Annotated in this window: 16 protein-coding genes; 8 read left to right on the forward strand and 8 right to left on the reverse strand. The window is 68.2% G+C overall.

Translation table 11 applies throughout. From position 1 onward, the window contains the following. Nucleotides 1-5 precede the first annotated feature (5 nt). The 6 genes from ACE3RQ_RS03740 to ACE3RQ_RS03765 all read left to right on the forward strand — a co-directional run bounded on the left by ACE3RQ_RS03740 (nucleotide 6) and on the right by ACE3RQ_RS03765 (nucleotide 5,801). Complete coding sequence (locus ACE3RQ_RS03740; protein WP_374520060.1) at nucleotides 6-962, forward strand: D-alanine--D-alanine ligase; 957 nt, start codon at nucleotides 6-8, stop codon at nucleotides 960-962. Between the two features lie 22 nt (nucleotides 963-984). Next, on the forward strand, nucleotides 985-1,782 hold the full coding sequence (locus ACE3RQ_RS03745) for a cell division protein FtsQ/DivIB (RefSeq protein ID WP_374520062.1): 798 nt from the start codon (nucleotides 985-987) through the stop codon (nucleotides 1,780-1,782). 14 nt (nucleotides 1,783-1,796) lie between these two features. Further along, complete coding sequence (ftsA, locus tag ACE3RQ_RS03750; RefSeq protein WP_374520064.1) at nucleotides 1,797-3,026, forward strand: cell division protein FtsA; 1,230 nt, start codon at nucleotides 1,797-1,799, stop codon at nucleotides 3,024-3,026. 207 nt (nucleotides 3,027-3,233) lie between these two features. Continuing rightward, nucleotides 3,234-4,454 carry a cell division protein FtsZ gene (ftsZ, locus tag ACE3RQ_RS03755; protein ID WP_374520066.1) on the forward strand — a complete coding sequence of 407 codons (1,221 nt, stop codon included), beginning with the start codon at nucleotides 3,234-3,236 and terminating at the stop codon, nucleotides 4,452-4,454. A gap of 214 nt (nucleotides 4,455-4,668) precedes the next feature. Next, the gene (lpxC, locus tag ACE3RQ_RS03760) at nucleotides 4,669-5,592 is read left to right on the forward strand and encodes a UDP-3-O-acyl-N-acetylglucosamine deacetylase (protein WP_374520068.1); all 924 of its coding nucleotides are present in this window, start codon (nucleotides 4,669-4,671) and stop codon (nucleotides 5,590-5,592) included. 32 nt (nucleotides 5,593-5,624) lie between these two features. After that, nucleotides 5,625-5,801: a hypothetical protein gene (locus ACE3RQ_RS03765; protein WP_374520070.1), complete on the forward strand. Its 177-nt coding sequence runs from the start codon at nucleotides 5,625-5,627 to the stop codon at nucleotides 5,799-5,801. Between the two features lie 13 nt (nucleotides 5,802-5,814). Here ACE3RQ_RS03765 and ruvC read toward each other — a convergent pair whose 3' ends face one another. From ruvC to ACE3RQ_RS03805, 8 genes are all read right to left on the reverse strand, one after another. Beyond that, nucleotides 5,815-6,357, reverse strand: a complete 543-nt coding sequence (ruvC, locus tag ACE3RQ_RS03770; RefSeq protein WP_374520072.1) for a crossover junction endodeoxyribonuclease RuvC — start codon at nucleotides 6,355-6,357, stop codon at nucleotides 5,815-5,817. Then, nucleotides 6,357-7,331 carry a phosphatidate cytidylyltransferase gene (locus ACE3RQ_RS03775; protein WP_374520074.1) on the reverse strand — a complete coding sequence of 325 codons (975 nt, stop codon included), beginning with the start codon at nucleotides 7,329-7,331 and terminating at the stop codon, nucleotides 6,357-6,359. The genes ruvC and ACE3RQ_RS03775 overlap by 1 nt, the downstream gene beginning before the upstream one ends. Next, nucleotides 7,331-7,948: a lysophospholipid acyltransferase family protein gene (locus ACE3RQ_RS03780; protein ID WP_374520076.1), complete on the reverse strand. Its 618-nt coding sequence runs from the start codon at nucleotides 7,946-7,948 to the stop codon at nucleotides 7,331-7,333. The genes ACE3RQ_RS03775 and ACE3RQ_RS03780 overlap by 1 nt, the downstream gene beginning before the upstream one ends. 10 nt (nucleotides 7,949-7,958) lie before the next feature. Beyond that, the gene (mtgA, locus tag ACE3RQ_RS03785; protein ID WP_374520078.1) at nucleotides 7,959-8,708 is read right to left on the reverse strand and encodes a monofunctional biosynthetic peptidoglycan transglycosylase; all 750 of its coding nucleotides are present in this window, start codon (nucleotides 8,706-8,708) and stop codon (nucleotides 7,959-7,961) included. Between the two features lie 9 nt (nucleotides 8,709-8,717). Next, nucleotides 8,718-9,563: a TonB family protein gene (locus ACE3RQ_RS03790; RefSeq protein ID WP_374520520.1), complete on the reverse strand. Its 846-nt coding sequence runs from the start codon at nucleotides 9,561-9,563 to the stop codon at nucleotides 8,718-8,720. Between the two features lie 28 nt (nucleotides 9,564-9,591). After that, a complete protein-coding gene (locus ACE3RQ_RS03795) occupies nucleotides 9,592-11,652 on the reverse strand; it encodes a ribonuclease catalytic domain-containing protein (RefSeq protein ID WP_374520080.1) in 2,061 nt (686 codons plus the stop codon). A 21-nt stretch (nucleotides 11,653-11,673) separates the two neighbouring features. Then, nucleotides 11,674-12,285 carry a YqiA/YcfP family alpha/beta fold hydrolase gene (locus tag ACE3RQ_RS03800; RefSeq protein ID WP_374520081.1) on the reverse strand — a complete coding sequence of 204 codons (612 nt, stop codon included), beginning with the start codon at nucleotides 12,283-12,285 and terminating at the stop codon, nucleotides 11,674-11,676. A gap of 65 nt (nucleotides 12,286-12,350) precedes the next feature. Then, complete coding sequence (locus ACE3RQ_RS03805; protein ID WP_374520083.1) at nucleotides 12,351-14,354, reverse strand: Ig-like domain-containing protein; 2,004 nt, start codon at nucleotides 14,352-14,354, stop codon at nucleotides 12,351-12,353. Nucleotides 14,355-14,578: 224 nt separating this feature from the next. Between ACE3RQ_RS03805 and ACE3RQ_RS03810 the strand changes: the two genes are divergently transcribed. Then, nucleotides 14,579-15,307: a response regulator gene (locus ACE3RQ_RS03810; RefSeq protein WP_374520085.1), complete on the forward strand. Its 729-nt coding sequence runs from the start codon at nucleotides 14,579-14,581 to the stop codon at nucleotides 15,305-15,307. Continuing rightward, on the forward strand, nucleotides 15,304-17,160 hold the full coding sequence (locus ACE3RQ_RS03815; protein ID WP_374520087.1) for an ATP-binding protein: 1,857 nt from the start codon (nucleotides 15,304-15,306) through the stop codon (nucleotides 17,158-17,160). The genes ACE3RQ_RS03810 and ACE3RQ_RS03815 overlap by 4 nt, the downstream gene beginning before the upstream one ends. Nucleotides 17,161-17,169 lie beyond the last annotated feature (9 nt).

Consider the following 17,169-nt stretch of genomic DNA (forward strand, 5'->3'; position numbering starts at 1 on the left):
CGACCATGGAACCTCAAGTCATTGATCCAACCACGCTGGGCAAGGTCGCCGTCCTCATGGGCGGCCGCTCCGCCGAGCGCGACATCTCCCTCATGTCCGGCACTGGCGTGCTGGCCGCCCTTCGTGCCAAGGGCGTGGACGCCCACGCCTTCGATCCCGCCGAGCGCGACCTGTGCGACCTCAAGCGCGAGGGCTTCGCGCGCTGCTTCATCACCCTGCACGGCCGCTTTGGCGAAGACGGCACGGTGCAGGGCGCGCTGGAGCTGCTGGGCATTCCCTACACCGGCCCGGGCGTGATGGCCTCCAGCGTGGCCATGGACAAGCTCATGACCAAGCGCATCTGGCTGGCCGAGGGCCTGCCCACGCCGGTCTGGCGCCAGGTGCACAGCGCCGCTGAAACCCGCGCCGCCTTCGAGGCCCTGGGCTCGCCCATGATCGTGAAACCCGTGCGCGAAGGTTCCACCATCGGCCTCACCAAGGTCACCAGCGCCGAGCAGTGCGCCGCCGCCTACGAGCTGGCCGCCGGCCAAGACCCGATGGTGATGTGCGAGCAGTTCATCGCCGGCGACGAGGTCACCTGCCCGGTGCTGGGCACCGACGAGCAGGCGCGTGCGCTGCCGGTGATCCGCATCGTGGCCCCGGGTGGCAACTACGACTACCAGCACAAGTACTTCACCGACGACACGCAGTACCTCGTGCCCTGCGGCCTGCCCGAGGGCGAAGAGGCCGCCATCCAGGCCCTGGTGCTCAAGGCCTTCCGCACCCTGGGCTGCCGTGGCTGGGCCCGCGCCGACGTGATGATCGACGCCGCCACCCGCAAGCCCTACCTGCTGGAGATCAACACCTCGCCCGGCATGACCGGCCATTCGCTGGTGCCCATGTCGGCCCGCGCCACCGGCCTGAGCTACGAAGACCTGTGCCTGCAAGTGCTGGCCAGCGCCAGCCTGGACAACGCCGCCTGAGCCCACCCCAACCCACACCACCATGTCGAGCACCGAACTGCCCCTGGACGTGAAGCTGATGGCCCTGGCCACCCAGCTTCTGCTGGGCGCGTTCGTCCTGCTCAGCCTGGGGGCGCTGGGCACCTGGGCGGTGCGCCACCCGGCGTGGGCGCTCAAGGGCATCTCGGTGCACGGTGACGTGACGCACCAAAGCGCCGTGGGCCTGCGCGCCCACCTGGGCACGCGCATGAAGACGCAGTTCTCGGCGAGTTTCCTCACGCTGGACCTGCAGCAGGTGCGCGAGCTGTTCGAGCAAGCGCCCTGGGTGCGCAAGGCCGTGGTGCAGCGCGAGTTTCCCAACCGCCTGCGCGTCACGCTGGAAGAGCACCAGGCCGTGGCCTGGTGGGGCCAGAGCGGCTCTGGCCAACTGGTCAACAGCCAGGGCGAGGTTTTCGAGGCCAGCCCCGACGACAGCGATGCGCTGCCCGAACTGGCCGGGCCGAAAGAAGAGTCGGCCCACATCCTGGCGCTCTACCAGCGCCTGCGCCCCGAGCTGGAGCGCTTCGAGCTGAACCTGGAGCGCCTGGAACTCACCGAGCGCGGCAGCTGGCGCGCTCGACTGGACAGCGGCGCCGTGATGGAGCTGGGCCGCGGGTCGCCCGACGAACTGCTGGCCCGCCTGCACCGCTTCACCGCCACGCTGGCCCAACTCACCCAGCGCTACCCCACCGCCCTGCAATCGGTGGACCTGCGCTACCCCAATGGCTACGCCCTGCGCATGCGTGGCGTGACCACGCTGGCCGAGCCACCCAAGAACACCCCCGCTAAACCCAAACGCTAAGCACGCATCCCATCATGGCCAAGGAATACAAGGACCTCGTCGTCGGACTGGACATCGGCACCGCCAAGATCATGGTGGTGGTGGCCGAGGTGCAGGCCAACGGAGCGCTCAAGCTCGCTGGCTTGGGCGTGGCGGCCAGCCACGGCCTCAAGCGTGGCGTGGTCGTGAACATCGACGCCACGGTGCAAAGCATTCAGCAGGCCCTCAAAGAGGCCGAGCTGATGGCCGACTGCCGCATCGCCCGCGTCTACACCGGCATCACCGGCAGCCACATCCGCGGCATCAACAGCAGCGGCATGGTGGCCATCAAGGACCGCGAGGTCACCCCGGCCGACGTGGCCCGCGTGATCGAGACCGCCAAGGCCATCAACATCTCCACCGACCAGCGCCTGCTGCTGGTCGAGCCGCAGGAATTCGTGATCGATGGGCAGGAGGTGAAAGAGCCCATCGGCATGAGCGGCATCCGCCTGGAGGCCAAGGTGCACATCGTCACCGGTGCGCAGAGCGCGGCCGAGAACATCATCAAGTGCGTGCGCCGCTGCGGCCTTGAGGTGGACCAGCTCATGCTCAACCCCCTGGCCAGCAGCCAGTCCGTGCTCACCGACGACGAAAAAGAGCTGGGTGTGGCGCTGGTGGACATTGGCGCCGGCACCACCGACGTGGCCATCTTCTCGGGCGGCGCCATTCGCCACACGGCGGTCATCCCCATTGCGGGCGACCTCATCACCAGCGACATCGCCATGGCGCTGCGCACCCCCACCAAGGACGCCGAGGACATCAAGGTCGAGAGCGGCTGCGCCAAGCAACTGCTGGCCGACCCCGACCAGCAGGTTGAGGTGCCCGGCCTGGGCGATCGCGGCCCGCGCATGCTCAGCCGCCAGGCCCTGGCCGGCGTGATCGAGCCGCGCGTGGAGGAGATCTTCTCGCTGGTGCAGCAGGTGCTGCGCGACTCGGGCCACGAGGAAATGCTGTCCTCGGGCATCGTGCTCACCGGCGGCAGCGCGGTGATGCCCGGCATGGTCGAGCTGGGCGAAGACATCTTTCTCAAGCCGGTGCGCCGAGGCGTGCCGAACTACGCCAGCGCCCTGTCCGACATGGTGGCCCAGACCCGCGCGGCCACCGTCATGGGCTTGCTGGAAGAGGCGCGGCTGGCCCGCGTGCGCGGCCACAAGGTGGCGCAGAAGGCCGGCTCGGTGCAAGGCGCTTTCGAACGGGTGAAAAACTGGTTCGTGGGGACCTTCTGATGAACCGGCCCATTCCCTACGCCCGCCCCCCTGGCCTGTGCTGGCTGGCACGGCGCCAGGCCCTCCACCGAGGACGGTGCTCCGAAGGCACCGGTCCCCCAGGATGACCCGCCGCCCGCCCCCCAGGGCAAGAACCGAGTTCCGATCCGACCCCATTCCCAGCATCTCAGGCCCAGTGGCCAACCGACACAACAAAGGAGCGTTCACATGACCATCGAAATGATCGAAGTGGAAGAATTCAACCAAGGCACCCAGATCAAGGTGATCGGCGTGGGCGGTGGCGGCGGCAACGCCGTCGAGCACATGATTGCCCGCAACGTGCAAGGCGTTGAGTTCATTTGCGCCAACACCGACGCCCAGTCGCTGAGCCGCAGCGCCGCGCACAAGGTGATCCAGCTCGGCCAGACCGGCCTGGGCGCCGGCAGCAAGCCCGAGAAGGGCCGCGAGGCCGCCGAAATGGCCGTGGACCAGATCCGCGAAGCCATCGACGGCGCGCACATGCTCTTCATCACCGCCGGTATGGGCGGCGGCACCGGCACCGGCGCCGCACCCGTGATCGCCCGCGTGGCCAAGGAAATGGGCATCCTCACCGTGGGCGTGGTCACCAAGCCCTTCGACTGGGAAGGCGGCCGCCGCATGACCAACGCCGACAGCGGCCTGTCCGAGCTGGAAGCCAACGTCGACTCGCTGATCGTGGTGCTCAACGAGAAGCTGCTCGAGGTGTACGGCGACGACATCACGCAGGACGAAGCCTTCGCCCAGGCCAACGACGTGCTGAAGAACGCCGTGGGCGGCATCGCCGAGATCATCAACGAGTACGGCAACGTCAACGTCGACTTCGAAGACGTGCGCACCGTGATGGGCGAGCCCGGCAAGGCCATGATGGGCACGGCCACCGCCAGCGGCCCGGACCGCGCACGCATCGCCGCCGAGCAGGCCGTGGCCTGCCCGCTGCTCGAAGGCATCGACCTCTCGGGTGCCAAGGGCGTGCTGGTGCTGGTCACCGCCGCCAAGGGCTCGCTCAAGCTGTCGGAATCGAAGCTGGCGATGAACACCATCCGCGCCTACGCCTCGCCGGAAGCGCACGTCATCTACGGTGCCGCCTACGACGACAGCCTGGGCGACGAGATGCGCGTCACCGTGGTGGCCACCGGCCTGTCGCGCCAAGGCGCTCGCCGCACCGCCCCGCCGCTGCAGGTGCTGCGCACCGGTACCGACAACGTGCCCTTCAACGTGCCCACCGTCAGCGCCGCCGTGGGTGGCCCGGGCGCTGGCAGCGTGTCCAGCCAGCCCGACTACCAGGGCATGGCCGTGCCCAGCGTCTGGCGCACCAACCGCACCCAGGCCGCGGCCAAGGTGGACGCGCTGGCCTCGGGCGGCATGGACGATTTCGAGATTCCGGCCTTCCTTCGCAAGCAAGCCGATTGAAATCGGCCTCCCCCCTGCGCGGCTGTCGCCGCTTCCCCCCACGGGGGGACGATGCCTGTGGCCCGGCGAAGCCGGTTCCACGGCATCCCTCGGTTCGGGCACGCGCGCCGGAAAGGGCGTGTGATTGACCGAGGGGCGGCGTGCGGCCGGTAGGCAATCACCGGGATAGTTTTCCTGGTGAGCGCAAAAACGCCTGAAAAACTAAAATCTCGTGATGCTTGCGCAACGTACCCTCAAATCCCTGACCAAGGCGGTCGGTGTCGGCCTGCACAGCGGTCAGCGGGTGGAGTTGACGCTGCGCCCGGCCGCGCCCGACACCGGCATCGTGTTTCGCCGCGTGGACTTGCCCGAGCCGGTGGAAATTCCGGTGAACACGCAGGCCGTGAGCGACACGCGGCTGGCGTCCACCATCGCCAACGGCGGCGCCAAGGTGCACACCATCGAGCACCTGATGAGTGCCTGCGCGGGCCTGGGCATCGACAACCTGATGGTGGACATCACCGCCGAAGAGGTGCCCATCCTCGATGGCTCGTCGGCCTCTTTTGTCTACCTGCTGCAAAGCGCGGGCATCGTCACGCAGAAGGCGCCCAAGCGCTTCATTCGCGTGACCAAGCCGGTGGAGGTGCGCGAAGGCGAGGGGCGCAGCCTGAAGTGGGCGCGGCTTGAGCCGTACCACGGCTTCAAGCTCAGTTTCGAGATCGAGTTCGATCACCCGGCGGTGAACTCCACCGGCCAGCGGGTCGAGTTCGACCTGGGCACCGGCAATTACTCGCGCGAGATCGCCCGGGCCCGGACCTTCGGCTTCACCCGCGACGTGGAGATGATGCGCTCGCACGGCCTGGCCCTGGGCGGCGGGCTGGACAACGCCATCGTGATGGACGACGTGAAGGTGCTCAACGCCGATGGCCTGCGCTACGGCGACGAGTTCGTGAAGCACAAGATACTGGACGCCATGGGCGACCTCTATGTGGTGGGCAAGCCCTTGCTGGCGGCCTACAGCGCCTTCCGCAGCGGCCACGCCATGAACAACCAGTTGCTGCACGCCCTGCTGGCCCGGCCCGACGCCTACGAGATCGTCACCTTCGCGCAAGACCGCGAGGCGCCCAAGGGCTTCGCCCAGTTGGCCCCAGCCTGGTGATGGTGGGCTGAGCCCTGCCAGAAGACCCCACCATGCTGCTGTTTCGCTGGACCATTTTTCTGCTGCTACTGGCCGCTGGCGTGTGCTTCACCTTCTACATTGGCACCGGCCGGCCGCACTACCGCCGCTGGGGCATCGTCATCCTGAAGTGGACGGTGATCGCCGCCCTGGGCTCCTTTGGCGTGTTGGTGCTCGAGCGCCTGCTCTGAGGCGTCGCACCGCTCAATAACTTCTGCCGCCCTTGTAGGCCGCGTGGGCACGGGCCTGCAGCTCGCCGCCCATGGCCAAGGTGGTGCGGCTCACCTGCGCGTGCACGATGGCCAGGCCCAAGGCGTCGGCCGCGTCTTTGCCGGGCAAGCCGGGCAGCTTGAGCAGGCGCTTCACCATTTCCTGCATCTGCGGCTTGGTGGCGTGGCCATAGCCGACCACGGCCTTTTTCAACTGCAGCGCGGTGTACTCGGCCACCGGCAGGCCGCCCATCACCAGCGCGGTCAGGCAGGCGCCGCGCGCCTGGCCCAGCTTCAGGGTGGCCTGCGCGTCCACGTTCACGAACACGATTTCGCAGGCCGAAGCGTCGGGCTGGTAACGCGAGATCACCTCGGTGATGCCCTCAAACAGCACCTTCAGCCGCGCCGGCAGCAGGCCACGGTCTTTCGGGTCGGTCTGAATGGTGCCGCTGGCCACGTAGTGCAGGTTCCCGCCCTCGGCGTCGATCACGCCAAAGCCGGTGCATTGCAGGCCGGGGTCAATGCCCAAGATTCTCATCAGCCGAAGTTCCAGCGAACAGAGTGAAAAAACACCGGGGCGGCGAAGCACAGCGCGTCCACCCGGTCGAGCAGGCCGCCCGCGCCCGTGACCGATCGGCCCTCCAGGCCCCAGTGGGTGATGCCGCGGTCGCGCTTGATGGCCTTCATCACCAGGTGCCCCAGGCTGCCCGCCGCGCAGGCCACCAGCGCCATGGCCACCGCGGGCAGGGGCTTGAAGGGGGTGAGGCCCGAGAGCAGGGCGCCCACGAACGCGCCCGCCAGCAAGCCCAGCGCCCAGCCGCGCCAGTGGAAACTGCGGCTGATGGCCGGGGCCACCGAGGGCACCTCACCGCGCGAGGCCACATGCTGCACCAGCATGCAGGTCTGCACCACCGCCACCAGAAAGAACACCAGGAACTCGTTTTGCCCGGTCCAGCCGCGGAAGTCCAGCAGCCAAAGGGCCGGTACGTGGCTCAGGCCATAGACGCAAACCATGATGCCCCACTGCAGCTTGGCGCTGCGCTCCAGAAAGCGCTGCGGGTCGTCGCGCAGGGCGCTGACCACGGGCAGGGCGATGAACACGTAAACCGGAATGAACACGGTGAACAGATCGGCTTGGCGCGTCCACACCAGGGCGAACTGCGCCGGCAGCACCACGAAGAAGGCCAGCACCAGGCTGCGGTGGTCGGCCCGGCGGGTGGGCGAGGCGCTGATGAACTCGCGCAGCACAAAGAACGACACCAGCCCGAACAGCACCACCGCCATGCCCGCGCCCCAGACCCAGGCGCACCAGAACACGATGGCCATGGCCCACGAGTGGCGCAGCAACAGGCGCTCGTCTTGGCGGCGGCGCGACAGGGCCTCGTCGGCGTCACCATCGCGCAGTGTCACGAGCAGGTGCGCGGCGCTGGCCAGCGCCAGCAGGCCGAACACCAGCACGAACAGCAGGCTGACCTGTTCACTGGGGGTGAGGTGGCGCAGAAAGCTGACCATCACACCTCCCGCAAGGCCATCACGGCCTCTCGCGCACGGGCCAGGAAGGCCGCGCGGTCCTCGTCGGGGCCCAAGGCCAGCGGCGCGCCAAACGTCACCGAGCACAACACCGGCACCGGCACCACCTCGCCCTTGGGCATGACGCGCTGCACGTTGTGAATCCAGGCTGGCACCAGCACCACGTCGGGGAACCGGCGCGCCAGGTTGTAGAGCCCGCTCTTGAAGGGCTGCGGGTCTTCGGCGTGGCCGCGCGTGCCCTCGGGAAACAGAATGAGCGAGTCGCCCTTGTCCAGCGCCTCAATGAGCGGCGCCAGCGGGTCTTCGTCGCCCTTGCGCTCGCGCTCTACGTACACGGCGTTGAACACCTCGGTGGTGATCCAGCGCTTCAGGCGCGAGGCGGTCCAGTAGTCTTTGGCGGCAATCGGCCGGGTGATGGCGCGCAGCTCGGTGGGCAGGGCGGCCCAGATCAGCGCCAGGTCGGCGTGGCTCTGGTGGTTGGCGAAGTAGATGCGCTGCTCGGCCTTGGGCGGGCAACCATGCCAGCGCGCTTGTGCCCCGGTGAGCAGGCGCACGAAGCCCAGCAGCAGGGCCCCCACCAGGCGAGCGGCCCACTTCATTTGCCAGCCCTCATGGCAGGGCCACCGCGCCCATGCGCGCGACGATGGTGCCGGTGCGCCGGGCCAGGTAGGCCGAGCCCTGGCGGGTTTCGAAGAACTTGGGGCTGGGCAACATCACGGCCAGGCGGGCGGCCTCATAGGCGCTCAGGCGGCTGGCGGGCTTGCCAAAGTAGCGCTGCGCGGCGGCCTCGGCGCCGAACACGCCTTCGCCCCATTCCACGCTGTTGAGGTAAATCTCCAGGATGCGCTCCTTGCTCAGCAGCGCCTCCAGCATCAGGGCCAGCACCAGTTCCTGGCCTTTGCGCCAGAGCTGGCGCTCGCCCGAGAGCAGCAGGTTCTTGGCCAGTTGCTGGGTGATGGTGGAGCCGCCCACGATCTTGGGCTCGCGCACGGGGCGGTTGGGGTTGCGCGCGGCGCGCTGCTCGGCGATCTGCTGGCGGCGTTCGTTTTTCTGCCAGGCGCCCTGAATGGCCTCCCATTCCACGCCGCCGTGGCTGGCGAAGCCGGCGTCTTCCGAGGCGATCACGGCGCGCTTGAGGTGGGGGCTGATCTGTTCACCCGGCACCCAGCGCTGGCGCCAGCGCCAGTCGGCCTTGGGGTCGGTGGCGCTCTGCACGGCAATGCGCCAGGCCTCGGAGCGCTGGAAGGCGGTGCTTTGCGGGTCGACCACGGCCATCAGCGCGATGCGGCCCAGAAACACCAGCTGCAGGGCCACGCCTGCCAGCAACACCCACAACACCCAGCGGCCCAGGGATCGCATGCGCTGTCCTCACTGGGCAGAGAGTTGGGTTTGCAAGCCGTCCTCCCGGGTAAAGCGGAAGCGCGAGACCACCACGATCTGGTCGGCCTGGCGGCGCATGGCCTCGTTGAAGGTGCCAAAGCTCAGGCCGCGCACGATGGCCTCGGCGCGCCGGTCCAGCGGGTTGATGCCCGAGCCTTGCACCACCTCGGTGTCGAGCACCTGGCCGTTGTGGTTGACGGTGATGACCATGGTCAGCTCGCCATAGAGCTTGCGGCCGTTCACCTCGGGGAAGTTGCTGGTGCCGCGCTCTTCGATCTTGCGGCGCAATTCGTCGTAGTAGATGGCGTACACCGCCTCGCGCGTGGCCGGGCTGACATAGCGCTTCTTGGGCCGCGCGTTCTCTTCGTTGATGCGCTTCTCGATCTCGGCCAGGATCTTCACCAGCGCCCGGCGCTTCTCTTCGCGCTGCACCGCCTCCTGGCTGGGCGCGTCGCTGGCGAGGTCAGGCGGTGGCAGGGTGGCCAGCGCCCGCTTGACCTGGGCCAGCAGGCGGGTTTGTTGTTCCTTCAGTGCCTCGATCCGGCGCTGGTCTTCTTCGGGCGTGTCGCCCAGGCGGGCAGTGGCCGAAGGCGGCAGGGGCGAGGTGGCGCGGCCGCGCTGGGCCTCGCCACCACCGGCCAGCGAGGCCTGGGCGATGGCGGTGGCCTTCTCCGGGCGCTGGTCGCCGCGGGCGTTGACCAGAATGACTTCCAGCGGCGTGTCCTGGAACACGCGGTTGAAGCCCTCGGGGTTGACGAAACGCACCGTCAGCAAGGCCCCATGCACCAGCAGCGAGGCGCCCAGCGCCCACTGCAGCGTGCTCAGGTTTTTCAGGTGCGTCAGGCCCGTTTTCACGCGGCGATTATCCGTTGTCGGCGGGTGCGGCCGGCGTCGCGGCAGCGGCATCGGCCTCGTTCACGTCGATGGCCAGCGCCAGCGGCGCGGCCAGGGCCTCGTCTTCCTCGGCCTCGTCCGCCAGTTCGTCGGCGCTTTCCAGTGGCTCGTCCAGGCGCTCGGTGACGGTGCCGCTGATCTCCAGCGTGATGTCGTCGATCTCGCCCAGGCGCACCATCACGCGGGCACCGCGCGGCAAGCCGTCGGCGCCCAGCACCGGCAGCACCAGGGGCAGGGTGTCGGCGCGCACCAGGTTGTCCTTGATGAGGGTGGCGTGCAGCTCGGTGATGGCGTTCTGCCGCAGGTACTGCAGCGTCCAGTAGCGCTCCATGCCGTTCTGGAAGCCGTTGTAGGCGGTGTAGGCGGCGTCGAAGGCGCTGATCACCGAGAACAGGCTGGCGTCCTTGGGCTTGAAGGGCGCGGCCAGCGCGGCGGTTTTGCCGTGGCGCGCGCAGGCAATGATTTGCCACTGGTTCACCAGGTCCACATAGCGGCGCAGGGGCGAGGTGCTCCAGGCGTAGCACTTCACGCCCAGGCCGGCGTGCTGCTGGGCCTTGGTGCCCATGCGCACCTTCACCCCCGGCAGCAGGCTGGCCTGGCTGCGATAAATGCCGGGCACGCCGCTGTCGGCCAGCCACTGGCCCCAGGTGCTGTTGGCCAGGATCATGGCCTCGGCCACCATCAGGTCCAGCGGGGCGCCGCGTGAGCGCGTGCCGATGATCACGCGCTCATCGCCGGCCGGTTCGCTGCCCACGACGCCGTCGAGCTTGAAGGTGTAGTCGGGGCGGGTGAAGGTTTCGGGCTTGCCGCGCGCCACCTCGCGCTGGGCCTTGAGGTGCTTGGCCAGCCGGAACAGGAAGGCCAGCGAGGGCTGCAGCGCGGTGATCTCGGCGTCGGCATTGGCCGAGGGTTCGCCATTAAGCCAAGCCTCGGTGATGAGGTGGTCAAGGCGGTCGTGGCGCAGGTTGTGGGCAATAGGCACGCGCTCCAGCGCGGTGCGGCTGTCCAGCACGGCCAGCGTGGCTTCGTCGAAGCGCACGTACAGCGACACGGCGGGGCAGGGGCGGCCGGCCTCCAGCGTGTAGGCGTTGACCACCTCGTCGGGCAGCATGGTGATTTTGTGGCCCGGCATGTACACCGTGGACAGGCGAGTGCGGGCCACGGCGTCGATGGGGCTGTCGGGTGCCACCACCAGGCCGGGGGCGGCGATGTGGATGCCCACGGTCACCGTGCCGCTGCCCAGGCCTTGCAGCGAGAGCGCGTCGTCGATTTCGGTGGTGGCCGAGTCGTCGATGGAGAAGGCCTCCACCGGGGCCAGCGGCAGTTCGTCGGTGATGGCGGGGGCCTGCAGCGGAGGGAAGCCGGTGCCCTTGGGGAACTGCTCGAACAGAAAGCGCTGCCAGTGGAACTGGTAGGCGCTGGTGATGGCGCCGGCCTTTTGCAGCAGGTCCAGCGGGGCGGCGTGGGCCTGGCGCGCGGCTTCCACCACGGCCTTGTACTCAGGGGCGTTCTTGTCGGGCTTGAACAGGATGCGGTAGAGCTGCTCACGCACGGGCTCAGGGCATTGGCCGGCCACCAGCTCGGCCGCCCAGGTGTCGATCTGGGCCTGGACCTGCTTTTTCTTCTCGATGGCCGCCAGGGCCTGCGCCACGATCTCGGGCGGCGCTTTCTTGAAGCGGCCTTTGCCTGCGCGGCGGAAGTAATGCGGGGCGCCTTGCAGGCACATCAGCGTGGCGGCCTGCTCCACCGAGGTGGCCTGGGCGCTGAAGTACTCGCGCGCCAGGTCGGCAAAGCCGAACTCGTCTTCGGGCGCGAATTCATAGGCCAGTTCCAGCTCCATGGAAGCGGACAGGGCAGTGGCCTGGGCCATCAGCTCGCTGGCGGCGGGCTTCTCGAAGCGCAGCAGCGCATTGGCGGCCTTGACCTTCACGCGTTTGCCCGAATCGAGCTCGACTTGCATCGAGCTGTCGGCCTCGGACATCAATCGGCCGGTGAGGAATTTGCCGGCCTCGTCAAACAAAATGTGCATGAGCCGAATTGTCCCACGCGCTCAGACAGGGTCGATGAAGCGCATCACCGCGTCCAGGTGCTCGGCGAAGTCGCTGATGGCGTGGTCGCCCCCTTCCAGCAGGCGCACTTGCCCGCCGGCGCAGAAGCCCAGCATCTCGCGCCAGTCCAGCACTTCATCGCCCTTGGCGATCACCGCCAACTGCGTCTGCGTGGTGGCGGGCCGGGTGGCGGCCAGGCGCTCGATGTTGGCCTCCAGGGTTTCCAGCTCTTGCACGTAGGCGGGCGAAAAGTCGAAGCGCTCGCTCGGGTCGTGCCAACTGGTTTGTTGGCCCACGTGCCGCGCCAGGTCTCGCGCGGGGTGCACCGCCGGGTTGAGCAGCACGGCGCGGCAGCCGGTGTGCAGCGCCCACCAGCGGGCGTAGAAGCCACCCAGTGAAGACCCCATCACCGCCATCGATTCGCGCGGCCAGTCGGCCGTGCCTTGCTGAATCAATCGGGCCGCCTCAGCGGGCGAGGGCGGTAGCTGCGGGCACCACCAGTGCAGGCTCGGGTGATGGGCCTGCACGTGGGCGGACACCATCCGGGCCTTGGTCGATTGCGGGGACGATCGGAAGCCGTGCAGGTAGAGCAGGTGGGTGGTGGGCGTGGGCATGCCGGCCATCATAGGGACGAAAAAAAGCCCCGGCGGGCCGGGGCTGTGGCGGGCCTGTCGATGTGTCAGGGCAGCGTGAGTTGGTACATCGCGTAAAAGTTGGCGTACTCGCGGCCTGCCGGGTCGCGGGCGAACAGGTGCAGGCCATTGAGCGTGGCGCCATCGGCGAAGCCGGGGCCATAGGTGCCATCGCCGTTGCTGTGGCAGTGCGTGTCCGACCCACTCTGGCGGGAGCAGGGCACGGTGGCGCTGCGGGCGGTGGAGCTGACGGTTTGCGAGTCGGTGAAGCGCACGCCCGAGAGGGTGCCAAACAGCGTGATGCTGGTGGGCGGCAACTGACCCGAGGCCACCGACCAACCAGCCCCGCCACCGTCGGTGCCGATCACCGCCAGCTCGTTGGGGCCGAGGGTGAGCTGCCCTGGTCGGGGCTGGCCGCTGGGGTTGGCCCCCGCGGCAATCTCGGCCACCAGCGTGGGCGACAGCGGGGCCAGGCCTTGGGTGCGCAACTCGCCGATGGTGAGCGCGCGGGCGCGGTTCTTGTAGTACTGCGTGGCGTCGGGCGTGGCGCTGGCGTTGCCGGCCAGGAAGTAGTCGAACTTCCAGGTGCCGCCCGTCTTGGCCGCGGCCAGGTCGGCTTCGGTGCGGTCGGTGGGCACGAAGAAGAGCGTGCCGTCGATGTCGCGCGGATGGGGCGTGGTGCGCGTGGTGTCCACGTACTCGCTGCGCAGGCGCACGAAGCTGGTGCCGGTGATGCTGCTGTCCGCCTTCACCAGGCCCAGGAAGGAGGAGTTGCCGCTGGGTTTGAAGGTGAGCACCGAGTTGTTGGGCGTGGTCACGAGCACCCGGTCAAAGCGCGGGCTGCCGCTGACTTGTTCGTTGGGGATGTCAATTGAGTAGCCGGTGCTGTAGTAGTCGTACGCGCTTTGGTTCAGCGTGATGAAGTTGCGCCGCTGGTGGTAGGCCGCCACCCGGCCGCCGTACTGGTACTGGTTGCCAATCAGGCGCAGCACGCCATTGCCGTTGTCGTCTTTGAGCACAAAGGTGTCGTAGCTTTCGGCGCCGTCCGGGGCCCGGTTTTTGTAGCTGATGACGATGGAGCCATCGCCACGGGTGAACTCGTAAGCACCCTGGCTGAAGCTGGCGCCGGTGGCCGCGCGGCGGAACAGGCTGGAGAAGGCACCGTTGTTGGACGCGTCTCGGCCCACACGGCCGCCGTTGTTCAGGAAGTTGGCGGGGTCGTTGCCGCTGAACACGTTTTGACAGGCCGGTGCGATCACGTCAGCGGCGGTGCCGGTGACGGCGTTCACGCCGCTGGTGGCGCCATTCACGCGTTGCTCGAAGGGCACGGCATAGCAGGTGGTGAGGGCCTGCAGGAAGTTGGCGATCTGCACCGACAAACCGGGCGCCGGCAAGTTGGCCGAGTCGATGGTGGGCAAGGGGGGTGGGGTGCTGGTGGCGCTGCTGAAGCTCACGCTGGTGGGCTGGCTGCCATCGGCACTGGCCTGCTTGACGCTCACCTCGATGTTGGTGCTGCTCGTGCTGGCCGGGATGAAGGTGATGGCCAGGGAGTCCAGCAGGCGGTCGTAGCCGGTGCCGTCGGTGCTGAAGCTGCCGGTGAGCGGGTTGACGGCGTCGGTGCCGGTGGCACTGAGGAGCGGCGCCAGGATGGCCTGCACTTCGGTCACGGTGTCGGCCACGGCCTGCGGCGTGATCGCCACCGTGCCAGCCGCCAGGGCGTCGTCGAGCTGCGTGGGGTCGCCATTGGGCGACAGGCGCGACGCGATCAGGGTGGTGATGGGGGTGATGTTGGCCGTGGTGGTGCTGGCCGACGGCACCACGCTGACCAGGGTCTCGTTGGCGCCGTTGGCGTCGGTGCGCGTGGCCACCAGCACGAAGGGCGCCACGGCGCCCGCGCTCAGGGTGATGCTGTAGCTGCCGGTGTCACCCACGGGCTGGCTGGTGCCCACGGTCTGGCCCCGGCTGTCGATCACCGTGATGACCGCGCCGGTGAAGGCCGCCCCCGTGGCGGCCACGCCCGTGAGGGTCACGGTCGCGGCAGGCGGCGTCACGCCCCCGGTCGTCGTTCCGCCTCCGCCTCCCCCGCAAGCCGCCAAGGTGGCCGCCAGGGCCACTGCCCCCCATCGCCATGTCCGTTCCAATGCCATGTGTCGTCTCCGGCGCCGGGGTTGAGATGGCGCCATTCCCCATCCCCCGATTGGGCGACAGGCACAGGCGCTTGCCCACCCCATGTTCGTGGGAGGCGTGACCCACCGCCCCCGCACCGAATGCCGATATGCTTGCCGACACCTTTGTTTGGAAGCGCAGGTGCAGAACCGTGTGGCGTGTGTTCATCGTGGAAGACGACCCCGACATGCGGGAGTTCTTCGAAAGCGGCGTGGCCCGCTCGACGCACCTGTGCGTGGCCGCCAGCGCAGGCACCGTGGCCCAGGCCCTGGCCTTGCTGGACGAGGCCGACCCGCCAGACGTGTTGCTGACTGACCTGCAATTGCCCGACGGCAGCGGGCTGGAGATCATCCGGGCGGTTCGACAGCGCTTTCCGGCCTGCGAGTCGCTGGTCATCTCGATGTTCGGTGACGAGGACAACGTGCTGGCCGCCATCGAGGCCGGCGCCCTGGGTTACATCCACAAAGACGCCGCGCCAGACGACATCGCCCAGACCATTCTCGACATGAAAGCCGGCGCGTCGCCCATTTCGCCCATGGTGGCGCGGCGGGTACTGGCCAAGTACGTGTCCCTGCAATCAAGACGGGCTGAGTTGGCCGAGCCGCCGCCGCAGGTGCTGGACGACGAGCGGCCCGCCCTGTCGCGCCGCGAACAAGAGGTGCTGGAGCTGATCGCGCGCGGATTCTCTTACCAAGAGATCGCCCGCTTGCAGCGGGTGAGCGTGCACACCGTGCAAACGCACATCAAGAACCTGTACGGCAAGCTCGCCGTGCATTCCAAGGTCGAGGCGGTCTTCGAGGCCACTCGCATGGGCCTTTTGCCACGCGTTTCGCGATGAAGGCGTCGCTTCGCCGGCTCTTCCTGTTGCTGTGCTGGTGCCTGAGCGCCGCTGTCTGGGCAGGGCAGAGCGATGGCTTGCTGGTGCTCGATCGTGCGCACGCCGTGGTGCAGGTGGGCGGGCAGGCCCAGGCGGCAGAGGTAAGCCTGCCGTACCACTGGGACCGCCTGCACCGCACGCAGGGTGGCTGGGGCCAGTTTGAACTGGCGTTCACGCTGAATGACCGGCCCAGCGACCCTTGGGGTGCTTACTTGCCCCGCCTGGGCAACGCCTATCGGTTCTGGCTCAACGGCAATCTGCTTCAAGAGGCTGGCAATCCCGACAAGGTCAATGGCGAAGACCATGCCAAGTCGTCCACCTACGTGCCCATCCCCACCGGCTTGCTGACCACCCACAACACCCTGCGCATCGAAATTCGCGCCGACGATGGGCGGCGTGGCGGCCTGTCGCCCATCACCCTGGGACCAGCCGACCAGGTGCTGGCGCTGCACCAGGAAGCCCAGCGATGGCGGGTGCAGGTGTCCATGAGCATCGCGGTCTTCAGCTGGCTGGTGGCCCTGATTTCCCTGGTGCTGTGGATCACGCAGGATGACCCCCGCCCCGGCCAGCCTCGGCGCGACAACACCTACCTCTGGGCGGCATTGGCCGAGTTGTGCTGGTCCCTGAGGGTCGGTGACGTGGCCATCACCCACCCACCCATTCCCTGGCCCTGGTGGGGCATCGTGGCCACGGCCTCGTTTGCCGGATGGATTTGCTGCACCGCGTTGTTTTGCCATCACGTGGCCGGGTGGCAGAACGGGCGTGGCATGCGCTGGTTTTCTCTGGGCGTGGCGGCCTTGTTTCTGTCCTCGGTGGCGGCCTCGGCGATCTCCCTTTTTGCGCTGGAGCCCGCCTACCTGACGGCCTGGCTGGGTCTGGCCAACCTCTGCTTCGTGGCCTACGCCTTGGTCTACACCGTGGCCGCCTGGCGCAAGCCCGACGTGGCGCGCTGGCTGGTGGCCCTGGTGGGCTGCCTGAACGTGGCCATGGGCCTGCGCGACTGGCTGGCCATTCGCATCAGCGGCAGCCTGAACGACAACACCTGGATTCGCTACTCCTCGGTGCTGTTCGGCCTGACATTGGTCTACATCGTGGTCATGCGCTTTCGCGAGGCCAGCGCCCAGGCCCGCGAGGCCCGCGACCTGCTCGCCCAGCGTGTGCGCGAAAAAGAGCTGGAGTTGCAGGAAAGTTACCGCCGCCTGGAACAGCTCGCGCGCGAGCAAGAGCGCGGCGCCGAGCGCGCCCGCATCTTGCGCGACATGCACGACGGCGTCGGCGCGCACATCAGCTCGGCCATCCGGCAACTGCAATCGGGGCGCTCCAGTCAGGGCGAGTTGCTCTCCACCCTGCGCGACTCGCTTGACCAGCTCAAGCTGTCCATCGACGCCATCCACCTGCCCACCGGTGACATCACGGCGCTGCTGGCCAACCTGCGCTACCGGCTGGAGCCGCGCCTGCGGGCCTGCGACATCGAGCTGGAATGGGCGGTGGACCTGATCGACCCCATTCCCTGGCTGGACGCCCAAGCCATGCGACAACTGCAGTTCATGGTCTTCGAGGCACTGTCCAACGTGATGCAGCACGCCCACGCGCGGCGTGTGCGCATCGAAGCCGAGGCGCACGATGGGCTGGCCCGTATCCGGCTCATCGACGATGGCCATGGCTTTGACACCCGGGTGCCGCCCCGCCGGGGCTTGAAGTCCATGCAGGAGCGGGCCCAGGGCATTGGCGTGGTGCTCGATCTGCAGAGCCAGCCCGGGCGCACCGTGGTGGCCATCGGCATCCCGACCGGCGGCGCCAACGGCGCGGGATAATTCCGCCCC

Source organism: Hydrogenophaga sp. (assembly GCF_041913525.1).
Classification (GTDB): Bacteria; Pseudomonadota; Gammaproteobacteria; order Burkholderiales; family Burkholderiaceae_C; genus Hydrogenophaga.